This is a genomic window from Alcaligenes sp. Lyrl_28 (assembly GCF_051948705.1).
Lineage (GTDB): Bacteria > Pseudomonadota > Gammaproteobacteria > Burkholderiales > Burkholderiaceae_B > Alcaligenes > Alcaligenes ammonioxydans.
This window is the reverse complement of sequence record NZ_JAYJLG010000003.1, coordinates 310,759-332,169: the sequence shown is the minus strand read 5'-3', so window position 1 is coordinate 332,169 and position 21,411 is coordinate 310,759. Positions and strand designations below refer to the sequence as shown.

Annotated in this window: 18 protein-coding genes and 1 tRNA gene; 6 read left to right on the top strand and 13 right to left on the bottom strand. The window is 55.1% G+C overall.

Going from position 1 to position 21,411, the window contains the following annotated elements; all coding sequences use genetic code 11:
• Nucleotides 1–36: 36 nt before the first annotated feature.
• On the bottom strand, nt 37–528 hold the full coding sequence (locus VF694_RS09250) for a low molecular weight protein-tyrosine-phosphatase (protein WP_039943261.1): 492 nt from the start codon (nt 526–528) through the stop codon (nt 37–39).
• 367 nt (nt 529–895) lie between these two features.
• Nucleotides 896–2,917: an excinuclease ABC subunit UvrB gene (gene uvrB / locus VF694_RS09245; protein ID WP_003801388.1), complete on the bottom strand. Its 2,022-nt coding sequence runs from the start codon at nt 2,915–2,917 to the stop codon at nt 896–898.
• An 84-nt stretch (nt 2,918–3,001) separates the two neighbouring features.
• Between uvrB and VF694_RS09240 the strand changes: the two genes are divergently transcribed.
• The 3 genes from VF694_RS09240 (at nt 3,002) to lexA (ending at nt 5,602) form a co-directional block, all read left to right on the top strand.
• Nucleotides 3,002–4,204 carry an amino acid aminotransferase gene (locus tag VF694_RS09240; RefSeq protein ID WP_003801389.1) on the top strand — a complete coding sequence of 401 codons (1,203 nt, stop codon included), beginning with the start codon at nt 3,002–3,004 and terminating at the stop codon, nt 4,202–4,204.
• 72 nt (nt 4,205–4,276) lie between these two features.
• The gene (locus VF694_RS09235) at nt 4,277–4,861 is read left to right on the top strand and encodes a GNAT family N-acetyltransferase (RefSeq protein WP_003801391.1); all 585 of its coding nucleotides are present in this window, start codon (nt 4,277–4,279) and stop codon (nt 4,859–4,861) included.
• Nucleotides 4,862–4,942: 81 nt separating this feature from the next.
• Nucleotides 4,943–5,602: a transcriptional repressor LexA gene (gene lexA / locus VF694_RS09230; RefSeq protein WP_003801392.1), complete on the top strand. Its 660-nt coding sequence runs from the start codon at nt 4,943–4,945 to the stop codon at nt 5,600–5,602.
• A 213-nt stretch (nt 5,603–5,815) separates the two neighbouring features.
• On the opposite strand, the gene lon is transcribed toward lexA, so the two are convergent.
• From lon to tig, 4 genes are all read right to left on the bottom strand, one after another.
• Nucleotides 5,816–8,281 carry an endopeptidase La gene (lon, locus tag VF694_RS09225; RefSeq protein ID WP_003801394.1) on the bottom strand — a complete coding sequence of 822 codons (2,466 nt, stop codon included), beginning with the start codon at nt 8,279–8,281 and terminating at the stop codon, nt 5,816–5,818.
• 264 nt (nt 8,282–8,545) lie between these two features.
• Nucleotides 8,546–9,847 (bottom strand): ATP-dependent Clp protease ATP-binding subunit ClpX, encoded by a 1,302-nt coding sequence (gene clpX / locus VF694_RS09220; protein ID WP_039943329.1) that lies wholly within the window; start codon nt 9,845–9,847, stop codon nt 8,546–8,548.
• Between the two features lie 100 nt (nt 9,848–9,947).
• On the bottom strand, nt 9,948–10,601 hold the full coding sequence (clpP, locus tag VF694_RS09215; protein WP_039943264.1) for an ATP-dependent Clp endopeptidase proteolytic subunit ClpP: 654 nt from the start codon (nt 10,599–10,601) through the stop codon (nt 9,948–9,950).
• Entirely contained in the window at nt 10,602–11,912 is a 1,311-nt protein-coding gene (gene tig / locus VF694_RS09210; RefSeq protein WP_059317756.1) for a trigger factor, read from the bottom strand. It abuts the gene before it with no gap.
• A 173-nt stretch (nt 11,913–12,085) separates the two neighbouring features.
• Between tig and VF694_RS09205 the strand changes: the two genes are divergently transcribed.
• Nucleotides 12,086–13,297, top strand: a complete 1,212-nt coding sequence (locus VF694_RS09205) for a CaiB/BaiF CoA transferase family protein (RefSeq protein WP_003801404.1) — start codon at nt 12,086–12,088, stop codon at nt 13,295–13,297.
• A 200-nt stretch (nt 13,298–13,497) separates the two neighbouring features.
• On the opposite strand, the gene VF694_RS09200 is transcribed toward VF694_RS09205, so the two are convergent.
• The 5 genes from VF694_RS09200 to VF694_RS09180 all read right to left on the bottom strand — a co-directional run bounded on the left by VF694_RS09200 (nt 13,498) and on the right by VF694_RS09180 (nt 18,473).
• A tRNA-Leu gene (locus tag VF694_RS09200) sits at nt 13,498–13,582 on the bottom strand.
• Between the two features lie 184 nt (nt 13,583–13,766).
• Nucleotides 13,767–14,825: a DUF1176 domain-containing protein gene (locus VF694_RS09195; protein WP_440164148.1), complete on the bottom strand. Its 1,059-nt coding sequence runs from the start codon at nt 14,823–14,825 to the stop codon at nt 13,767–13,769.
• 1,693 nt (nt 14,826–16,518) lie between these two features.
• On the bottom strand, nt 16,519–17,055 hold the full coding sequence (locus VF694_RS09190) for an AmiS/UreI family transporter (protein ID WP_059317757.1): 537 nt from the start codon (nt 17,053–17,055) through the stop codon (nt 16,519–16,521).
• Between the two features lie 167 nt (nt 17,056–17,222).
• Nucleotides 17,223–18,188, bottom strand: coding sequence for an arsenic resistance protein (locus tag VF694_RS09185; protein ID WP_440164147.1), 966 nt, complete (start codon nt 18,186–18,188; stop codon nt 17,223–17,225).
• Between the two features lie 42 nt (nt 18,189–18,230).
• Nucleotides 18,231–18,473: a hypothetical protein gene (locus tag VF694_RS09180; protein WP_003801413.1), complete on the bottom strand. Its 243-nt coding sequence runs from the start codon at nt 18,471–18,473 to the stop codon at nt 18,231–18,233.
• Between the two features lie 132 nt (nt 18,474–18,605).
• Here VF694_RS09180 and VF694_RS09175 point away from each other — a divergent pair, with 132 nt between their 5' ends.
• Nucleotides 18,606–19,031, top strand: a complete 426-nt coding sequence (locus VF694_RS09175) for a hypothetical protein (RefSeq protein WP_003801415.1) — start codon at nt 18,606–18,608, stop codon at nt 19,029–19,031.
• 33 nt (nt 19,032–19,064) lie between these two features.
• Here the strand turns inward: VF694_RS09175 and VF694_RS09170 are convergent, their stop codons facing one another.
• On the bottom strand, nt 19,065–19,973 hold the full coding sequence (locus VF694_RS09170) for a DNA/RNA non-specific endonuclease (protein ID WP_003801417.1): 909 nt from the start codon (nt 19,971–19,973) through the stop codon (nt 19,065–19,067).
• A gap of 202 nt (nt 19,974–20,175) precedes the next feature.
• Nucleotides 20,176–20,574, bottom strand: a complete 399-nt coding sequence (locus tag VF694_RS09165) for a DUF1090 domain-containing protein (protein WP_003801420.1) — start codon at nt 20,572–20,574, stop codon at nt 20,176–20,178.
• Nucleotides 20,575–20,965: 391 nt separating this feature from the next.
• Here VF694_RS09165 and VF694_RS09160 point away from each other — a divergent pair, with 391 nt between their 5' ends.
• Nucleotides 20,966–21,256 (top strand): DUF202 domain-containing protein, encoded by a 291-nt coding sequence (locus VF694_RS09160; RefSeq protein ID WP_240208807.1) that lies wholly within the window; start codon nt 20,966–20,968, stop codon nt 21,254–21,256.
• Nucleotides 21,257–21,411 lie beyond the last annotated feature (155 nt).

Below are 21,411 nucleotides of genomic sequence, written 5' to 3'. Positions count from 1 at the left end.
TGTTTTTACACTTATACTGCAGTGTTATCGCGGCGCTCAGGCGGCACGGTAATGGGGGACGCGCTTGCGAACCAGTTCGAATACGCCCTGACAGGCATCCTCGATATAGTCCATGACCTTATTGAAGCCTTCCTGGCCACCATAATAAGGATCGGGCACGGTCGCCGCCTCGTAGTCGGTGGCAAAACGCATCAACAGCATGAGCTTGTGACGATAAATGGGCGGACACATTTGCTGCAAAGCAGCGTGGTTTTCCCAGTCCATGCTCAAGATAAGGTCGAAGTTGCGAAAGTCCTCGCGTTGGACCTGTCGGGCCTGATAGGCAGAGATGTCATAACCGCGTTTACGAGCGGCTATTTGTGCGCGTGTGTCAGGATGCTCGCCCACATGAAAGCCATGTGTAGCGGCTGAATCCACCAAAATATCTTCCGACAAGCTGGCTTGGTCGACCAGTTGGCGCAAGACGCCTTCGGCGCTGGGAGAGCGGCAAATATTCCCTGTACAGACAAACAGAACCTTACTCATAATGCGTCAAAGTCTGCGGGAAAACCCCAAATAAGGCAAGACAGAACAGAGCCTGAAACAGCCCCCGTCAACCGCTTTGAAAACCGCAAAACCGTATCGTTTGGAGGCTGCAAATCAGCGCCATACGCCAAGGATGGACGTATGGAATAAACCAAAGGCGCGGCACTGTTTGCTTAGCGGATCAAGGCCCTTGATGGGCTGAGGTAAATCAAGCAATACACCTGTGCGATGAAAGCGGATAGCCGAACCCTGTTTTTTCTGACTATCCGTCCAGAAAAAGTTGCAAATACACAACAAAACAATAAAAGAAGCGCTCCTTCTTGCAAAGAAGCGCCTTGATTTCCCCTGTCCGATCAGGCCTTGCGGCACATCACCCCATGAGCAGCTTGGCCTTGAGTCGTTGCAACTTGTCGCGGGCAGCCGCAGCCTGCTCAAACTCCAGGTTGCGCGCGTGATCCATCATCTCTTTTTCTAAACGCTTGATCTCGCGGGCAGCCGCCTTTTCATCGCGGATCAGCTCCTCGGGAATGTCCTCGCGCAAACCGGCAGTCGGATCAGACGCCACCACGCCATCAATCAGCTCGCGCACAGCCTTGTTGACACCACGTGGCGTAATGCCGTTCTCCTCATTAAAAGCAATTTGTTTGGCGCGACGCCGCTCGGTTTCCTCAATGGCCCGATGCATGGAATCGGTCATCCTGTCGGCATACAAAATGGCTTTGCCGTTAAGGTTGCGCGCCGCCCGACCGATGGTTTGAATCAGACTGCGCTCCGAACGCAGGAAGCCTTCCTTGTCCGCATCCAGAATCGCCACCAAAGACACCTCGGGCAAATCCAGACCCTCGCGCAGCAAGTTAATCCCCACCAAAACATCGAACACGCCCAACCGCAAATCTCGAATGATCTCGGCGCGCTCAACCGTATCAATATCGGAGTGCAGATAGCGCACGCGTATTCCGTTTTCGGACAAATACTCGGTCAAGTCCTCCGACATACGCTTGGTCAGTGTGGTCACCAACACCCGGTCCTGCTGGGCAGTACGCAGCTTGATTTCACCGAGCAGATCATCGACCTGGGTGGTAGCCGGACGCACCTCAATCTCCGGGTCCACCAGGCCAGTAGGCCGCACCACCTGTTCGACCACATTGTCCGCGTGTTCCTGCTCGTACGCGGCCGGCGTGGCTGACACAAACACGGTCTGCGGCATGCGACGCTCGAACTCTTCCAGCTTCAACGGCCGGTTATCCATCGCAGAGGGCAGACGAAAGCCGAACTGCACCAGGGTTTCCTTACGGGAACGGTCACCTCGATACATGGCCCCTAATTGCCCGATCGTGACATGGCTTTCATCGATGAACATCAGGGAATTGCGCGGCAGGTAATCAATCAGTGTCGGTGGCGGATCGCCCGGCGCCGCACCCGACAAATGCCGCGAATAGTTTTCGATTCCCTTGCAGAACCCCAGTTCCTGCAGCATTTCCAGATCAAAACGGGTTCGCTGTTCCAGGCGTTGCGCCTCGACCAGATGCCCTTCACGGGTCAGAAACTCCAACCGTTCACGCAGCTCCATCTTGATGGTTTCAATCGCCCGCAACACCGTTTCACGCGGCGTCACGTAGTGAGAACTGGGGAACACCGTAAAGCGGTTGAGCTTTTGCACCACTTTGCCGGTCAGCGGGTCAAACAGCTCCAGCTCTTCCAGTTCGTCATCAAACAGACTGACCCGCAAAGCCAGCTCCGCATTTTCCGCCGGAAAAATATCAACCACCTCACCGCGGGCCCGAAACACCCCACGCTGAAAATCCAGGTCGTTACGCTCATATTGCATGGCCACGAGACGCGCCAGCAGTTCCTGCCGGGCAATACGGTCGCCTTTGCGCAAGGTCAGCACCATGGCATGGTAGTCACCCGGATTACCTATGCCGTAAATGCAGGACACGGTGCCCACAATAATGGTGTCGGGTCGCTCCAGCAGGCTTTTCGTGGCTGACAAACGCATCTGCTCGATGTGCTCATTGATGGACGAGTCCTTTTCAATGAACAGATCTCGCGAGGGCACATAGGCCTCGGGCTGATAGTAGTCGTAGTAAGAAACAAAATACTCGACGGCATTGCGCGGAAAGAACTCGCGCATCTCGGCATACAACTGCGCTGCCAGGGTTTTATTGGGTGCCAGCACAATGGCTGGACGTCCCGTACGCGCGATGATGTTGGCCATGGTGTAGGTTTTGCCCGAGCCCGTCACCCCCAGCAGGGTCTGGTACATCAAGCCATCATTAATCCCTTCGACCAACTGCTCGATGGCCGCCGGCTGGTCGCCAGCAGGCAAATAAGGTTGGAAAAGTTTGAAGGAACTCCCCGGAAATTCTTGAAAGGCAGGCTCAAATTTCATGCTAGACACACTTTAGGGTAAGCCCGTATTATCACATTAATGCTTTGTTTTTCTACCTTTCCGCACTAACGCCCCCATATCATCATGACATCGCTCTTCGAAACCGTCGAACTGGCTCCACGCGACCCCATTTTGGGTTTGAACGAACAATACAATGCCGACGAACGCAGCGGCAAAGTAAATCTTGGAGTCGGTGTTTACTACGACGATCAAGGGCGAATCCCGATTTTGCAGGCGGTTCAGAAGGCTGAACAAGCCATGATGAGCACTGCTGCTGCCCGCAGCTACCTGCCCATCGAAGGGATCAACACCTACAATCTGGGCGCTCAAACCCTGTTGCTGGGCGCTGACTCCCCCGTCATTGCCGAAGGACGCGCCCTGACTGTCCAATCTCTGGGCGGGACCGGCGCACTGAAAATCGGTGCCGATTTCCTGCAGCAGCTGCTGCCCCAGTCCAAGGTCTACATCAGCGATCCAAGCTGGGAAAATCACCGCGCCCTGTTCGAGCGTGCGGGCTTCACGGTCGACACCTACACCTATTACGATGCCGCCACCCATGGCCTGAACTTTGAAGGCATGATCGCGTCCTTGCGCACCATGCCCGCCCAGTCCATCGTGGTGCTGCACGCCTGCTGCCACAATCCCACGGGCGTGGACCCCAGCATGGAACAATGGGCACAGATCGCCGAACTGATTAAAGAGCGTCAACTGGTTCCATTCCTGGACATTGCCTACCAGGGCTTCGGTGACGGCCTGGACGAAGACGCCAGCGTCGTGCGCCTGTTTGCCAAGCTGGGGCTGTCCATGTTCATCAGCTCCTCGTTCTCCAAATCCTTTTCGCTGTACGGTGAGCGTGTGGGTGCCCTGACCCTGGTCACATCCAGCAAGGATGAGACGTCGCGCGTGCTCAGTCAGGTCAAGCGCGTGATTCGCACCAACTACTCCAACCCCCCTACCCACGGTGGCAAAGTAGTGGCCACGGTACTGAACTCTCCCGAATTGTTCCAGACCTGGGCTACTGAACTGGCCGGCATGCGTGAGCGCATCCGCGACATGCGCGCCCAGCTGGTTGCCAAGCTGAAAGAGCACGGCGTCGCACAAAACTTCGACTTCGTTCTGCAACAGCGCGGCATGTTCTCCTACTCGGGCCTGACCGCCGAGCAAGTAGAGCGTCTGCGCCAGGAGCATGGGATTTACGCGGTCAGCAGCGGCCGCATCTGCGTTGCCGCACTGAACAGCCAGAACATTGACGTCGTGGCCAAGGCCATCGCTCAAGTCCTGAAATAAGCCGGCCTTAGCCCTACCCACCAACGCCCTTCTCCGGAAGGGCGTTGTTGTTCCAGCCCTTGGAAAACACTCATGACCGACGCGATTTCCCTACATACCGACCGCCTGCTTCTCCGCCCTTGGAAAGCCACCGATCTGGAGCCCTTTCACCGTTTGAACCGTGATCCGCATGCACTGCGCTTTTATCCCACAACGCTGGATCGTGCTCAAAGTGATGCCATCGCTCAGCGAAGCCAAAGTCTGATCGAAGAACACGGCTGGGGCCCTTGGGCAGTAGAACTGAACGAAACCGGCGCATTCATCGGCATGGTGGGCTTGAACCGCCCCACGGCCGACCTGTATTTTCAACCTTGCGTAGAACTGGTCTGGCGCCTGTTACCCGAGTACTGGGGCAAGGGGTTTGCGACGGAAGCGGCTCGCGCCTGCCTAGCCTTTGCTTTCAAAGAACTGGAGCTGGAGCAGATCGTTGCTTACACCGCGCAACTGAACCTCCCTTCGCAAACCGTTATGCAACGTCTGGGCATGACGGAGCAGCCGGGCACCTTCGATCATCCCGGCGTCCCTGCCGGCCACAAACTTGTGCCGCATGTTCTGTATACACTGGACCGCAAGGATTGGAACCCGCCCGCTTCGGTGCCACCAAAGGCCAAAAGTTAAGTCTTTACGGCCTGAGCCGCTTGCCAAAACACGAACGGTAACGCACAATCTTTACTGTATATATATTCAGCAGACAATACTATGACCGCCAAGCTCACTGCACGCCAACAACAAGTGCTGGACATCATCCGTTCCGAGATCGAACGGACCGGTTTCCCTCCCACTCGAGCCGAGATCGCTCAGGTGCTGGGCTTTAAGTCCGCCAATGCAGCCGAAGATCATTTGAAGGCTCTGGCCCGTAAAGGCGCTATCGAGCTGACGGCCGGCGCTTCGCGCGGCATACGACTGCTCGGCACGGACACCCGCGACAGTACGCCTAGCAGCAACAACGTACTGGCCAATTTGGCCGATGCACTTTTGCTGCCGATCATTGGTCGCGTTGCCGCCGGCAGTCCTATTCTGGCCACCGAGCATATCGAGCGCGAAATTGGCGTTGCCCCCACCCTTTTCTCTCAAACGCCCGACTATCTGCTGCGTGTACGTGGCCTGAGCATGAAAGACGCCGGTATTTTCGATGGGGACCTGCTGGCAGTCAAAAAAACCACCGAGGCACGTAATGGTCAGATTGTGGTGGTTCGCATTGGGGATGATGTCACGGTCAAGCGCCTGTCACGCTCCAGCAATCAGGTAATCCTCTTGCCCGAAAACCCGGACTTTGAGCCGATTGTCGTCACCGATCCCGACTCCCTGTCCCTGGAAGGCATTGCTGTCGGTCTCATTCGCACCAACCCGCTCCATTAAGCCCCTGTCCTGGCCCAGGTTCCGGGCGACATACACAGACCAAGCTCAAAACCCCATACCCCATTGTGGACTATGGGGTTTTTTACGGCTTGCCCCTACCAGGCACGACAAGCGCAGGAATGACTCAGCCCCGCCTGGGTAGCACTCCCAACATGCAAACAGGCTACCTTGAACCCAAGGTAGCCTGTTTTTGGTACTGCGAGAAAGAACGGCTTAGTGCTTGAATGACTCGGAGCCAGCACCAGCAGCACGAGAGGCCGCCAGGGCTTCAGCAGCCAAACGAGCCACTTCCTCGTCGCTCAAGGGCGTGACGGGATCTTGCAGCGCTACTTCCAATACGCGATCAATCCAACGCACCGGAATGATCTCAAGCGTGTTTTTCACGTTATCGGGAATATCCGCCAAGTCCTTGACGTTTTCCTCCGGGATCATCACGGTTTTGATACCGCCGCGTTGCGCTGCCAACAGCTTCTCTTTCAAGCCACCGATAGGCAGAACTTCGCCGCGCAAGGTGATTTCACCCGTCATGGCCACGTCGGCACGAACCGGAATACCCGTCAGGCTGGATACGATAGCGGTCGTGATGGCGATACCGGCCGATGGACCATCCTTGGGCGTCGCGCCCTCTGGAAAGTGTACGTGCAGATCACGCTTCTCAAACACCGTATTGGGGATACCCCACTTCTGAGCACGGGATCGCACAACCGTACGGGCCGCTTCGACCGACTCTTTCATCACGTCACCGATCGAACCGGTACGCAGCACATTGCCTTTACCGGGCATATCGGCGACTTCGATGGTCAGCAAATCGCCACCCACCTCGGTCCAGGCCAGACCAGTCACCTGACCAATCTTGTTCTCTTTCTCGGCCAGGCCGAAGGAGAAACGACGCACGCCCAGGTATTCGCTCAGGTTCTCCGAGTTAACCACCAGGGTTTCCTGCGTCAAAACCTTGTGACGGGACGCTCGTGTACCAGCCTGAGGATTGGCTACCAGCAATTTGCGAACCACCTTGCGGCAGATTTTGCTGATTTCCCGCTCCAGCGAACGGACACCCGCTTCCCGCGTGTAGTAGCGTACGATGTCGCGCACGGCATCTTCCGTCACCTCGAGTTCGCCTTCGCGTACGCCGTTGTTTTTCATCAGCTTGGGCAGAAGGTAATCGAAGGCAATCCGCACTTTTTCGTCTTCGGTGTAACCCGACAGACGAATCACTTCCATACGGTCCAGCAGGGCCGGTGGAATATTCAAGGTGTTGCTGGTTGCCACAAACATCACATCGGACAGGTCGTAGTCCACTTCCAGGTAGTGATCCTGGAAGGTGTGGTTTTGTTCAGGGTCCAGAACCTCCAGCAATGCCGAGGATGGATCACCACGGAAATCCGCACCCATCTTGTCGATCTCGTCCAACAGGAACAGCGGGTTGCGTACACCCACCTTGCTCATGTTCTGAACCACCTTGCCGGGCATGGAGCCGATGTACGTACGGCGGTGACCACGAATCTCGGCCTCGTCACGCACCCCACCCAAAGCCATGCGAATGAACTTGCGGTTCGTGGCCTTGGCTATCGACTGACCCAAAGAGGTTTTACCCACACCCGGAGGGCCAACCAGACACAGGATAGGTGCCTTGAGCTTGTCCACGCGCTGTTGCACTGCCAGGTACTCGACAATCCGTTCCTTGACCTTCTCCAGGCCAAAGTGATCCGCATCCAACACATCCTGGGCATTGCTCAAGGAGTTATTGATACGGCTCTTTTTACGCCACGGCAAGCCGACCAGCGTTTCAATGTAGTTGCGCACCACCGTAGCTTCGGCTGACATCGGCGACATCAGCTTGAGCTTCTTCATTTCGGATTCGGCTTTCTTAAGCGCCTCTTTGCTCAGTTGGGCCTGTTCGATGCGTTTTTCCAGCTCTTCAACATCCGCACCGTCCTCGCCTTCGCCCAACTCTTTCTGAATGGCCTTGACCTGCTCATTCAGATAGTAATCACGCTGGCTCTTTTCCATCTGCTTTTTCACACGGCCGCGAATACGCTTCTCGACCTGCAAGATGTCAATTTCGCCTTCCAACTGAGACAACAAGCCTTCCAGACGCTCCATAGCCTTGGGCGTTTCCAGCATGCCTTGCTTTTGCTCTAACTTCAAAGGCAAGTGAGCAGCAATGGTATCGGCCAGACGACCGGCGTCATCAATCCCCGTCAGAGAAGTGAGAATCTCCTGAGGAATTTTCTTGTTCAATTTGACGTATTGCTCGAACTGGCTCAGCACAGCACGGCGCAGCGCTTCGGTTTCAGCCGCATCACCGGCATCACCGGGCACCTCGACCACGGAGGCCATGAAGTGGGTTTCCGCATCCTGGACCTGCGTGATGCGAGCGCGCTGCAAACCCTCGACCAGCACCTTAACCGTGCCATCGGGCAGCTTGAGCATTTGCAAAATACTGGCAGCACACGCAATTTCGTAGAGATCCTCGGGAGCAGGATCGTCCTTGCCCGCGGACTTTTGCGCCACCAGCATAATATTGTTGCCGGACTCCATCGCCAGCTCAAGAGCTTTAATCGAGCGAGGCCGGCCCACAAAAAGCGGAATCACCATGTGAGGGAACACCACTACATCGCGCAAAGGAAGCAGCGGCAGCTCAATAGGTTCCGTAGAAAGAATCTGGCTCGCAGACATAGTCATTTCCTATAAATGTCCTTAGACGCAAAAGGGAAGCCTGGGCTTCCCTTTCACGGTTTAACCTGTTGTAGCTCAGATTGTGGCAAATTTTGATATTTCAAGTAGGCCGAACGAACATGAGAACAGAACTTTACAAAGTTAAAGAAAGGCCAACGTTTACGCCCGTAGGTTTCTCACCCCTTTCTTAATCCTTGCCTGCCGCCCTGTCTTGCCTGCGCGCCTCTGACCGAAGCCAGAGCGAGCACCAGCAAGGAAATATCTCTAAGCTACTGCGTTTTTCAAGGGCGACTCAGTGTCACTGGCTTCACTATCGGACAAAGGACGACCCAAAATCAATTCGGGTTTACTCTTTCCAAGAACCGCATCTTCGGTCAGCACCACTTTGCTGACGTCCTTGCGCGAGGGCAACTCGTACATGGTATCAAGCAGGGCCTGCTCGACAATACTGCGCAGACCGCGAGCGCCGGTGCGACGTTTGATGGCCCGCTGAGCAACGGCGCGCAGGGCTTCGGGCTGAACTTCCAGCTCCACCCCTTCCATGTTCAGCAATTTCTGGAATTGCTTGACCAGCGCATTGCGAGGCTCGGTCAGGATGCGGATCAACGCATCTTCATGCAACTCTTCCAGCGTGGCTACCACTGGCAACCGGCCCACCAGCTCGGGAATCAGACCAAACTTGATCAGATCCTCGGGTTCGGCTTCGGAGAACAATTCGCCAACGCCGCGCTCAGACTTGGCTTTCACCGAAGCAGCAAAGCCAATGCCAGATTTTTCCGTACGGTCTCGGATCACCTTTTCCAGACCGTCAAAGGCACCACCCACAATGAACAGAATGCTCGTGGTATCCACTTGCACAAAGTCCTGATTCGGATGTTTGCGGCCACCTTGCGGGGGCACAGACGCCACCGTACCTTCAATCAGCTTGAGCAGTGCCTGTTGCACGCCCTCGCCCGAGACGTCGCGGGTGATCGAAGGGTTATCCGACTTGCGGGAAATCTTGTCGATTTCGTCGATGTAGATAATGGCGCGCTGCGCTTTTTCCACATCGTAATCGCAGTTTTGCAGCAGTTTTTGAACGATGTTCTCAACGTCCTCGCCCACGTAACCGGCCTCGGTCAGCGTCGTGGCGTCGGCCATCACAAAAGGCACATCCAGCATGCGGGCCAGTGTCTGGGCCAGCAGCGTTTTGCCCGAGCCCGTTGGCCCGATCAGCAAGATATTGCTTTTGGACAGCTCTACATCGTCACGGCTTGCCTTGCCGCTACGAATTCGTTTGTAGTGGTTGTACACCGCTACGGCCAAGGTGCGCTTGGGCATCTCCTGGCCAATCACATACCCGTCCAAAAATTCCTTGATTTCCCGGGGAGTAGGCAATTCCTTGCGTTCACCATCAGGAGTGGCGCCCGCCGCTTCGTCACGAATGATATCGGTACACAGATCAATACATTCGTCGCAGATAAACACGGACGAAGGCCCAGCGATCAGTTTTTTGACCTCATGCTGGCTTTTGTTGCAAAACGAGCAATGCAGAACTTTCTCGTCGGCCGATTTCTTTTCGGACATAAATTTAAATTTCACTTCAGGATGGTAAAAGGACGGGAACAAGTCCCGCCCCCGAACAGCCATAGTACTGCTTCAGACCGCCCCTCGCAGGGGAAGGTGATTACTCGTCACGAGTACTCATCACCTTGTCGATCAGGCCATAGGCCACAGCGTCTTCAGCTGCCATGAAGTTGTCACGCTCGGTATCCAGCTCGATACGCTCGACAGGCTGACCGCAGTTCTCGGCCAGGATCTTGTTCAAACGCTCGCGCAGGCTCAGAATTTCCTTGGCCTGAATCTGGATATCGGAAGCCTGCCCCCGCGCACCGCCCGAGGGCTGATGAATCATGATGCGCGAGTTGGGCAAGGCAAGGCGCTTGCCCTTGACGCCCGAAGACAGCAAGAACGCACCCATGCTGGCAGCCATGCCGGTACACAATGTCGAGACTTCCGGCTTGACGAACTGCATCGTGTCGTAGATGGCCAGGCCTGCATAGACCGAGCCACCGGGCGAATTGATGTAGAGCGAAATATCCTTCTCAGGATTTTCCGACTCCAGAAACAGCAGCTGGGCCACGATCAGATTGGCCGAGTTGTCATGAACCGGGCCCACCAGAAAAATGATGCGCTCGCGCAGCAGGCGGGAGTAGATATCGTAAGAACGCTCTCCCCGACCAGACTGCTCGATCACGATAGGCACATAGCCCAAACCCGTAGGGGCAACGGAGTGCCCCCCATGCATTGAGGCGTAGAAGTCGACAAAGGTTGACGACATTTAGTTGGTTCCCATGATTTGGTCGAACGCCACCTCCTCGTCGGTCACCTTGGCCTGGGACAGTACGTGCTCGACGACATTGTCTTCGAGTACCACTGCCTCAATCTCGGCGCGACGCTGGCGATCGGACAAGTAGTAGGCCACCACTTGGGCGGGCTGTTCGTAGTTCTGGGCAAATTCTTCGATGCGGGCGCGAACCTGCTCTGGCTTGGCTTGCAATTCAGCGGCCTTGACCAGTTCGGAGACCAGCAGACCCAAACGCACACGGCGAGTGGATTCTTCCTGGAACGCCTCGGCCGGAATAGGCATCTTGTCGGCATCAGGCACGCCACGGTCTTTCAGTTCAGCGCGAGCCGAAGCAATACGACCTTGCACGTCGTTGTCCACCAAGGCCTTGGGGACCTCGAAATCGCTGGCAGACAGCAATGCATCCATCACAGCAGACTTGTTGCGAGCGTGGACACGAGCCTTGATCTCGCGCTCAATGTTGGCACGGATATCAGCCAACAGGGCCTCGACATCGCCTTCAGCCTGACCCAGGGATTTGGCAAATTCAGCATCCAGCTCGGGCAGAACAGGCTGGGCCACGTCTGTCACGGTGATCTTGAATTCGGCTGTTTTGCCAGCCACTTCCTTGCCGGTGTAATCGGCAGGGAATTCCAGGGGGAATGTTTTGGTTTCGCCTGCTTTCATACCGGCAACAGCCGTTTCGAACTCAGGCAGCATGCGGCCACGACCTTGCAGGTACTGGAACCCTTCAGCGCTACCGCCCTCAAAGGCGACGCCGTCGATGGTGCCCACAAAGTCCAGCGTGATACGGTCATCTTCCTGAGCCGCGCGATCAGCACTGGATTCGTAGTTGGCACGTTGCTTGCGCAGCACGTCTACGGTGCGCTGGATGTCTTCGTCGGTCACAGGCGTGTTGGCACGCTTGATTTCCAGCTTGGACAAATCAGGCAAGCTCACTTCAGGATAGACTTCGAACGTGGCGGTAAAGGCCATGGTGCCTTCAGGCACGTCGCCTTCTTTGGCTTCCAGATTGGGCGTGCCAGCAACACGCAGTTTGGAGTCCTGGATCACTTTGTCCAGAGCTTTGCCGATTTCTTCGTTGATGGCGTCGTAACGGATACCAGGGCCGTGGCTGCGCTCGACAACGGACAAAGGCGCTTTACCGGGACGGAAGCCCTGTACCTTGGCCGTACGAGCCACACGCTTGAGCTGGGCCTGGACTTGTTTTTCTACGTCGGCCACCGAAACGACCACATCGACTCGGCGCTCCAAGCCGGACAGAATTTCAACCTCGGGCTGCATTGAAGACCTATATTAAATTGAGTAATTGATAAGAGTAATCCGGCATTTTACCGGAAACTGGCACGGTAAATCCAAACAAACGTATTTTGAATCATAATTTCCTGTCAAGACAATACAGCCGTGCCGGACTATCATCCCTTACTTTACCTTCCCGACGCAAGACTGACATGCACATGAACACCCCTTTAGGCGGCATCCGGGTCCTGGAACTGGGCCAATTGATCGCCGGCCCCTTTGCCGCCAAGATCCTGGGCGAATTTGGCGCGGACGTTATCAAGATCGAATCCCCTAAAGGCGGCGACCCCTTGCGTAAATGGCGTTTGCTGCATGACGGTAACTCGGTCTGGTGGGAGGTGCAATCTCGTAACAAGAAGTCGCTGGCTCTGGACCTTCGTCAAGCTGCATGCCAGGACGTGGTGCGCGCCCTGGTCAAGGAATGCGACATCCTCATCGAGAATTTTCGTCCTGGCGCCCTGGAGGAATGGGGGCTGGGCTGGGAAGACCTCAAGGCAATCAATCCCGGCCTGATCATGTTGCGGGTCTCCGGTTATGGACAGACCGGCCCTTACAAGGACAAGCCTGGCTTTGGCGTCATCGGTGAGGCCATGGGCGGCTTGCGCCACCTGAGCGGCGAGGCCGGGCGCCCGCCCGTGCGTGTCGGCGTGTCGATTGGCGACTCGCTGGCCGCTTTGCACGGCGTCATCGGCATCATGATGGCTCTGCGGCAACGTGAACAAAACGGAGGCGTCGGCCAGTATATCGATGTCGCCCTCTACGAAGCCGTTTTCAACATGATGGAAAGCCTGCTACCGGAATACGCTGCGTTTGGCGCCATACGTGAACCAGCCGGCAGCAGCTTGCCGGGCATCACGCCCAGCAATGCCTATGTATGCAAAGATGGTAAATATGCCTTGATCGCGGGCAACGGCGACAGTATCTTCAAACGCCTGATGGTCGCAATTGGCCGTGCCGACATGGCCGACAACCCGGACTACGCCCATAACGATGGGCGTGCCAGGAGCGCAGGTGTGATTGATGCGGCCATCGGCCACTGGGCCAGCGCCCTGGAACTGGACAAGGTGCTGGAAATTCTGGATCAGGCAGGCGTTCCGGCCGGTCGTGTTTACGACATTGCCGACATTGCGGCCGACCCGCACTATCAGGCACGCGACATGTTGCTCGACAGCCAACTGCCCGATGGCACACCGTTGAAAGTCCCTGGCATCGTCCCCAAGCTGAGCGAGACACCCGGCGGCCTATACCGCCCTGCCCCCCATCTGGGCCAGGACACGGAAGACATCTTGAACAGCCTAGGCATCAGCGCCGAACAGCAGGCTGATTGGCAGGCACGTGGCCTGATCGCCAAGAGTCCTAAACGTCACTGAATGGGGTGATACGCAATAGGCTGCCGCAGAAGGTAGCCTCCCGAGCAAATCGACCCACCACCGCAAATGAACTCTGTGCACTAGGGCCAAACGCTGGAAAGCGTGAAAGCAGTCTGTCAAAAGCCAGACAATAAGAAGAAAAAAAATGAAACCGTTGACGTATTTAAAATTGATTTTGTAAAACAACGGCTTTCGTTTGATGGTGCGAACGGAGAGACTCGAACTCTCACACCTCTCGGCGCCAGAACCTAAATCTGGTGCGTCTACCAATTCCGCCACGTTCGCAACACGAAAGACGTAGATTCTATCGTGGATTTTCACCCTAGGCAAGTGCCTGAACTGGCAAAAAAAGATCAGGGCCCGCCTGGAACGCGCCCTGATTCGGTGACCGTATAGGCGCTTGCACCGGCCCCTTGGGCCGGCACGCCCAAGGATGCCCTGCAAACGGCGTCCGTGGCCGGTTTGTTCCCTAGGGTCCGACCACTTCGCTGACATAGACCGGGATATCCCAGGCTCCTCCTGCCCGAATCAGGGCACAACGCCCCGTATCACCACGTTCACTTTCTACAAAGCGGCTGCCATCCCAGACCGATGTTTCATAGCTCCAGCAATCCCCCAACCCGCGGCCTTTCATCGCAGAGGAGATAAGACCATTGTCGTACCCGGTAGCACTGTCACTCACCAACACGGGAGCCGACTGCATGGTATTACTGACAAGAAAATAGGCGTCCCCCGCGTTATAAGCCGCCAGCCAGCACGGTGCGGCAACGAGGGAAAACTGCGGATCAAGTCGTGCGATTTCCCAAGGTTCGGACAGTCTGTCATCACTACAGGACTGCTCGGTATCGGCTGCCAGCGCCTGCAGCAGCACTGGCCGAATCAAGGCGTCCTCTTGCTGATTCATGGGACGAAGGTTCTTATCGATAACCGGGGCACGAGTAATACGAGGGGCGTCAAGGGGGAGCTTCACCGTCGACTCACTCGCCTTTCCCTGACGTAAAATCGCCCCTGGCGTATTCACGCGCCCTTGCACATCATCCATTTTCAGCAAGACCGCACTTGAACCTGCCCCTGAGAACAAATAAGTTCGGTCATCCTGGCGGAAAGACAGAGCATCGTCTTTTTTCAAGGCCGCCAGAAAGCGAGTGAACTGATCCTCGCTCATTTGCCATGATTCATCGCCCGCCGAGCTTAATCGGCCTGCAGTACGACCTGCGATAAACAGTTCTGGCGCCGCACCTGTCTGCTGCTGAGCATCGTCATAGTGCGCAAGCATCACCTTGTTGACAACCGGCTCCCCCCTGCCTGCCTTACGAGTTAACAGCACGGTTGAACCTGGCTCCTCACTCTCAGGTGCGTAACCGGCGGCACGACAAGTCAGGGTGTTATCACAGCTCAGATCCCAATCCTTATGAGAAAAGGTGACTGACACATCCTTGGCAGCCGCACTACTCATCGCCAACACGAGGGACACTGCCAGCATGCGCACTGAAAAAAGCACGTTGTCATCTTGTTTTGCCCTACTCATTTCCGCTACTCCCCAAAAATTTCTTTCAGCTCAATTCACGTACCGGCATTTTATCCACACGGCGGGCACAATTTACCTAGCGAATTTGTGCGGTAGTCGTCCGTGCGCGCAACGCTCTACCTATGCCTTGCGAAGGAGGAAACGGGCGAAAACACCGTTGAATACGAAGCGCCGGCCCTAAGGCTACAAGACTCGAAAGTTTGCTTCTGGAATCACTCGTCAGCGGTCACGAGTGTCGATCATGCTTTCCCGGGAAGTCACTGGGCCAGCGCATCGGTTTCGGGCCGGGAACGGGCTCCGGAGCCGGGGTGGGCTTAGGGTCCGGATTAGGGGTGGGGTTTGGCTGAGGGTTGCTTGGCATATCTCGTTTTCCTATACGCCTAAATAAGAATTAAAACTATTATTGAAATACCATATCAGCTAGCATCTATCGCCCATAAATGACATTGACTCCTGCTTTGCCACTGCCTGGGGCACTTAGGTAAAAACCCCATCCAGCGAATCAGGTAGAAAGCCACCAAATCATAGATTACTGTCGGCAACGATATATAGCCAGCCCCTACTGCGCCTATTCCCGAAGATACTGATATACAGCGACCTAGTTACCGTATAGAAAGCAACAAAAAAACAAACACCCCAAGCTATCAGCCACCATACTTTTGAGTTAAAAATCGATCACTAGAAAAACCTCTATCCCTTGATTGCAAGTACCATCTTCATTCCGCTTCTTTCTTGACATAAAGCACAAAAACTCCGCCGTCTTTTATTTCAGCATTAAAGCAAATCAGCAGCACTTTTTTTCCATTACCACGCCGTGAATCAACACAAAGAAAGGCAGCATCCCTCTCCTTTTCTTCATCGTCGTTGTACCTTTTTTTGGATGTTATAAATAAGCCGGTTTTGCTTATAAAGGGCTTGAAAAAGAAAGAGCGGTAGCCAGCCTATTTCCAAAATTGCTAACAGACTATGTTCCCAACGCGTTGCAAGCCTCATCATGCCTTTCTGCAAGCCCTCTTTCAGCCATTCTTCTTAGCCAAGACCGGTAAACCTTAGCCGCCTCTCTCTCATTCGAAAAAAACTGATTTTTGCTTTTATATGCATACACCTGGTTCTCTCAGGGGTAGAGGTCTGACAGGGTTAATTTTCAAATAAGAAAAAACCGCTCAAGGAGAGCGGTTTTTTGCATCTAGCAGAAGCTAATCCTGCCTATCATGTTTACCCGGAAAATCACCAGGCCAACGCATGGGTTTAGGCTCCGGCCTGGGCTGGGGGGCTGGACTGGAAGCGGCTGCATGGTACACGATTCAAACTCCTTCACGGATCAATCAAAAATCGTAAAGCCATATGCCTATTCCACTAAAAAAGTGAAAAATCAATAACCGCATCGGCTTATTACTAGCAAACCCATTCACTTTAGCATCAATTAAAAAAATCATTAACAATTCCCATGTGAATTAGGGAAATATATTTGTTAATTCCCCACCGACAACCAAATATTTAGCCGCCTTAATTTACTTTTCATTTTTCCTTAAAAACCCTCTCAGCTGGCCCGCGTCTTAACAGCTTACTCAATGAAAACACGCAAGCACACTGCGCCCCCCGTATCAAGCGATCCTATAAAAAAAGACCGCCATAGCGGTCTTGGGTTTGCAGCCCGAACTGGAGGGGCTCTCTTTTCCCTCCAGCCTGGAGCCTAAATCACACCCCAAAAATACAGCAACGCCGGCAACAGGGCCGTTAGTACCCCTTGCACCGCAGATACCAGGCCAGTCAGCCTGGCAATAGGCTTGTTCAGAACCAGCAGCAAGAAGAACATGAACCAGAGCACAGCCCAGGACAGCCAGCTCACTACCTGCCAGTAGTCAAAAACCTGCTCGGCCACGCGCAAATTAGTCAATGCAGCCGGAACAGCTATACACGCCACCAACAAGGAGTACCATCCCAGGGCCCGACCATCACTGCCTGTGAAGGCATTCACCCCCACCCAGAAGTAAGTCAAGGCAAACAGGCCCAGATAGACAGCTGACAAAGGGGAATAGGCAGCGCTGTTGGCGGGATTCAGGATGTGGGACATACAGATAAATCCCAGTACAGCGGTGAACAAATTAACGATGGCGGCATCTTTGGCGCTCACCAGTCTTTCCGTGTGGTGGCCTTCAGAGTAGTAGAGACGAACACCATTCACGCACAGGCACAGGCCTGCAAACGCCAGAAAAGCGGCAACTAGCATGTTGAAGTTTTCCCAAGTAGTAAATAGGCGAGCACAGAACAGGCACGCCACAAAAGATTGCACTCGGCACGGAGGCGGAGCAGATCATAGAGCGTAGCTAGCGCATCACCATGTGGGTTTTTTTATAAGCGCTATAAGAAAGAACTGTGCAGGGCTCACAGGCCTGCTCAAGCCTGCGTACCTTCTTGGCGTAGAGTTGCCATACGCACATAGACCAGCTGTGCCAGTAACTCCACCAAGGTTTGGGCCAAAATGATGGCTGGCAGCAAAGGCATGGCGCCGGGAATCGCGAGAACCAACGGCAGGACAACCAGCGAATTACGCGTGGCAGTGCTAAATGCAACGGCACGCCGCATGGGAGCTGCCAGATCCGCCAGCCGCGCCGCCGCCCAGCCAATCATCGGGGCCAGAACCGCAAATAATAGGTAAACCGGTACGATGCGCCCTATCACGTCCAGTGCGGGTTCCAATTGCGGCCAAACAGCGGCCACCACCATAAAAAGCACCGCAGCGGTGGCAGGCACAGGCGCCAAACCCAAACCAAGATGGATCTTCGCCCAAACCGCACGTTTGGCAGCGAGATACTGAGTGGCAGCCGCCAGTAGCAGCGGCATCAGAATCAGAAAGCCGAAGGCGTTCAGAAAGGGTCTGGCCTGAATAGACAACGCCAACTGCTCTCCCAAGGCCAAACGCAGGTAGGCAGGCAACAACAGCATTTGCAGAGCCAGTAATATCGGGGTAGCGGCCAAGAGTGCACGTGCATCAGCCCGGCCCATATGGGCAAAGGTCACCACATAGTCGACACACGGAGCCAGCAAAACCAGCAACACACCCAAGCGCAACAAATCGTGCTCGGGCAGCAGAGGCAACAAGGCAAATACCAGCAGAGGAATCAGAACAAAGTTGGCAATCAGCAAAACAAGCAGAAAGCGCCATTGCGTCAGCGCCTTGCCCAACTGGGCAAGGGGCACCTGCAAAAAGGTGACATACAGCATGACGCCCAGCGCCGGATTGATCCAGTCCACTAGACTGACCGGCAACACCCAGACCTGGGAAAGACCGGCAGCAAGCACCATCACCCCAAAATAGATGGCAATTTGTCTGCTTTCCAATAGCGCTCGCACCACGCTCACACCCTCGACGTGCAACGCCGGCCGCTCACTGCCACCAAGAAATCACAGGCGGCTTTGACGCAAACGCGCCGCCGACTGACGGTTCAAATCACGGGCCTGGCGTTCGGCGTACTCACTCTCGCCCGCTTCGTAGCGACCCTCGTACATGCAGGATTCCCGGTCCCAGGTACATTCGTTAAAGAGTTTTGATACGGGGCCAGCACCGGGCTTGGGCGAAGAACATGCGGCCAGCAAAGCGGCCAAACCCAACACCGCCGCACTTTGAGTTAGTCGTCGAACCATCATTGCGTTTTCCCCACAAAAAATCTTTATTGCATTTACCGCCAATGGAAACAAAAGCCAATCGCGGACAATAGGCACACTGTACCCCGAGGCTCCAAAGCACGTCGATTCTCTTTTTCTGACAATTTGCAATTCATGACTCACGAACAATTTCTGCTTTTAGCCCAAGTCCTGAACATCATGCCAAGCGCTGAGCTGGAAGAGCAGGTCCGCACTCCGAATCAGGCACGCAGCGCAGAGGCGCACAGGATGCTGACCTTGCATCACCGCATCAAGGAGGCTTATGTCATTCACCGACCCACGGCTTTCCGGGTTGTGGTCAGCCATGACGACCTGGACCGGTTTCCCGGGGCGCTGGATCTGAAACCGGACATGCACGTGCAACTGGTTTCCTACACCAGCGAACGCTATATCACGGTTCGTATCACCCAGGCGCCCGCCACCCCAAAAGCTTATTTCCGGGGCGTGGTCAGTGAGCAGAACATCAGCTACACCGTTTTTGAACAAGGTGACAGCGTGTACTTTTCCGAAGATCAGGTCCACGCGGTCCTGAACAAGTAGCACAACCCGACGGCGGCACCCCAAAAACGGTTTTTACTCCGCCCCTTTGAGGCTTAAATCGGGCAGCAGGTGCAAACCGGTACGGCGCACGAACTCTGGATAGCTGATCGGCGGCCCCGCACGGGTAGAGGCTTGGTTAGCCTGCCAATGTACCCAGGCGCGCCCTGTGGTGGCGTCGTACACCAGCTTGAACAAATGACTGGGCACGGCAACCTGATTGGCCCCGATCGTCCTGGCATTACGCTCAAAAACAGGTCCGGTAAACACATAGACTTGACCTGCCGCACGAGAGACATACTGACGCGTGTCAGCTTCGATCTTGTTCCAGGGTCCCGCGTTATGAATCTGATTTTGCGGCACCATATTGGCCAGCGAAAAGCTTTGGGCCATGCCCTGTTCGGAGGCCATGTCGCCAGCCGGTGCCATATGTCCACGTGAATAGCCCGAGCCCCGATAATCATTCAACTCAGCCCGCTCGGCCCGAGGCAAACGCGCCTCGGCGTAAAACCGGTCGGTGCGTTTGATGCCTTTGGCCGCCTGAATATGCTGTCGATTCAAGCGCTGCGCTACAAACACCGGCGTTTTGGTTTGACCGCTATGCAAGATCGCAAAAGAGCTAAAGCACAGCTCTCTTTGCGTGTAAGCCATCGGCACCACAGGTCGGGCGCCCGGAAAGAACTGTGGACAATGAGCAAAAGAAGTCTGAACATAACCATCTACAGACGCCGGCACGGGAACATGGTCCTGAGCCGTGTAGCCAGGCAAGCCCAGCGACTGCAACCAGGGCTCCACACTTTGCCAGTTCAGCCCCTGGGGATGAAGCCAGGCCGTGGCAATCCCGAAACTGGTCAGAGCGGCGGCCAGGACAGATTTCAAAAAACGAGCCGGACCCGCTCCCCCTGTTTTTTTCCTGCTGCTGCTTTTTCCTATACCGCGACCCATCTTCTTTCTGCTCATACCACTCTTGTTTTATACGTGATCGGCCTACAACATTGTGCCCACCACAGCTGTGATTATAAGCAGTCCTTTCCCATTCCACGGCGCGTAGCCCCACAAGGGGCCCGTGTTCTGCGTTGAACCCCTTGACGCAGACTATTTGCAGAGGGCACTGACCCCTACCCTCCTTGCCTGCGTCGCCGCTCTTTTACATCGCGCCCAACGCCTGCAATTCGTTCAACTCCTCCTGTAACTGCTCCAGCTCGATCCGGTCGCGCTCAAGTTTCTGCTCGAGCTTCCGAACCTTGTCGGTATCTCCCTTGCGCGTTTGTTGAGCGATTTCCTCCATCCGCTCCTGAATCTCCTCTTGCTGCTCACGGATCGCTTCCTGTGCATCTCGCAGCAGATCTTCGTCCTTGCAATGCTGCTGGACCTGGGTCAAGGCGCGCTCCAAGCCGCGCTGCTTATGCACATTGCCATGCTCTCGGGCATAGTCGATCTGATTCTGAATTTCGGCCGCCCGATACTGACAGGCGGGATTATCCGCCCACACAGGCAAAGCCATGACACTTAGTACGGTGCTCAAGCACGCAGCGGCCATTCTCATCGTTTTTCTCCTGTCAATTTCATCCGCTCAGCGCACGGGCACGACCGTCTTCCGGGTGGGTATCTCCCCACCCTGCACTGCGCTCTCGTCGTTTTGTCATGAAACCATGATTAAATTCGAATGTTCCTGCGTTTATGCTATCTTTAAGTAACAAATTTATCGCAAATTGTGTCAATGAACTTACATAACTTGTCTTTGCGCATAAAACACATCAGTTACACTCGAAATCCTCATAAAGCGAATCTCTACCGTTATCGTGTTCACCCTTACCATCAGGAAACTGATCTTTTTCCTGTGCGCTGTTCTGATTGTGCTCGGACTCTTTCCCTTTGCGCACGTCAGCGAAAGTTGGCTCAACACGTCCCAGGCTTATTCTGCCTGGCGCACCAGTGTGCTTCACTCCGTCATGCCTTTGTCAGCGCTGGCCGTAGCCAGCCTGATCTGGGCAGAACGCACGCTTTCCGCCTGGCTTGCCATGGCCGTGAACACGGTTGTGTTCATTTTGGCCATTAAAAATATCTGCGATACAGCCGACCGCTTCTCCCGTGTCTGTGGCATTGATATCTCCGTCTCTTACGGGGCTATGGCGTACGGTTTGTGCCTGGCTGTCTTATGGGTGCTGTTACTGAGCTATCACCGCAAAAATCCTGGAGATCAGCAGCCCGCCGGTTCCCTGATTTAATCCCTGCAATCCCATTTTTTACGGTTAAGCCCGCCCCCAAACCCCTCGGTACAATCAGGTGCCCAGCGGGCGATCTGACAAACCTGAAGCGCGCGCCTCTCTGAAGGCAAGCAAGACATGAGCCAGGCCCCTCGTGAGGCGGTCGCCAGCCTTGC

Bases quoted from the DNA above. Each gene is read 5' to 3' on its own strand.
- uvrB (WP_003801388.1), bottom strand. From the start codon at position 2,917: ATGAAATTTGAGCCTGCCTTTCAAGAATTTCCGGGGAGTTCCTTCAAA.
- VF694_RS09240 (WP_003801389.1), top strand. From the start codon at position 3,002: ATGACATCGCTCTTCGAAACCGTCGAACTGGCTCCACGCGACCCCATT.
- VF694_RS09235 (WP_003801391.1), top strand. From the start codon at position 4,277: ATGACCGACGCGATTTCCCTACATACCGACCGCCTGCTTCTCCGCCCT.
- lexA (WP_003801392.1), top strand. From the start codon at position 4,943: ATGACCGCCAAGCTCACTGCACGCCAACAACAAGTGCTGGACATCATC.
- lon (WP_003801394.1), bottom strand. From the start codon at position 8,281: ATGTCTGCGAGCCAGATTCTTTCTACGGAACCTATTGAGCTGCCGCTG.
- clpX (WP_039943329.1), bottom strand. From the start codon at position 9,847: ATGTCCGAAAAGAAATCGGCCGACGAGAAAGTTCTGCATTGCTCGTTT.
- clpP (WP_039943264.1), bottom strand. From the start codon at position 10,601: ATGTCGTCAACCTTTGTCGACTTCTACGCCTCAATGCATGGGGGGCAC.
- tig (WP_059317756.1), bottom strand. From the start codon at position 11,912: ATGCAGCCCGAGGTTGAAATTCTGTCCGGCTTGGAGCGCCGAGTCGAT.
- VF694_RS09205 (WP_003801404.1), top strand. From the start codon at position 12,086: ATGAACACCCCTTTAGGCGGCATCCGGGTCCTGGAACTGGGCCAATTG.
- VF694_RS09195 (WP_440164148.1), bottom strand. From the start codon at position 14,825: ATGAGTAGGGCAAAACAAGATGACAACGTGCTTTTTTCAGTGCGCATG.
- VF694_RS09190 (WP_059317757.1), bottom strand. From the start codon at position 17,055: ATGCTAGTTGCCGCTTTTCTGGCGTTTGCAGGCCTGTGCCTGTGCGTG.
- VF694_RS09180 (WP_003801413.1), bottom strand. From the start codon at position 18,473: ATGATGGTTCGACGACTAACTCAAAGTGCGGCGGTGTTGGGTTTGGCC.
- VF694_RS09175 (WP_003801415.1), top strand. From the start codon at position 18,606: ATGACTCACGAACAATTTCTGCTTTTAGCCCAAGTCCTGAACATCATG.
- VF694_RS09170 (WP_003801417.1), bottom strand. From the start codon at position 19,973: ATGGGTCGCGGTATAGGAAAAAGCAGCAGCAGGAAAAAAACAGGGGGA.
- VF694_RS09165 (WP_003801420.1), bottom strand. From the start codon at position 20,574: ATGAGAATGGCCGCTGCGTGCTTGAGCACCGTACTAAGTGTCATGGCT.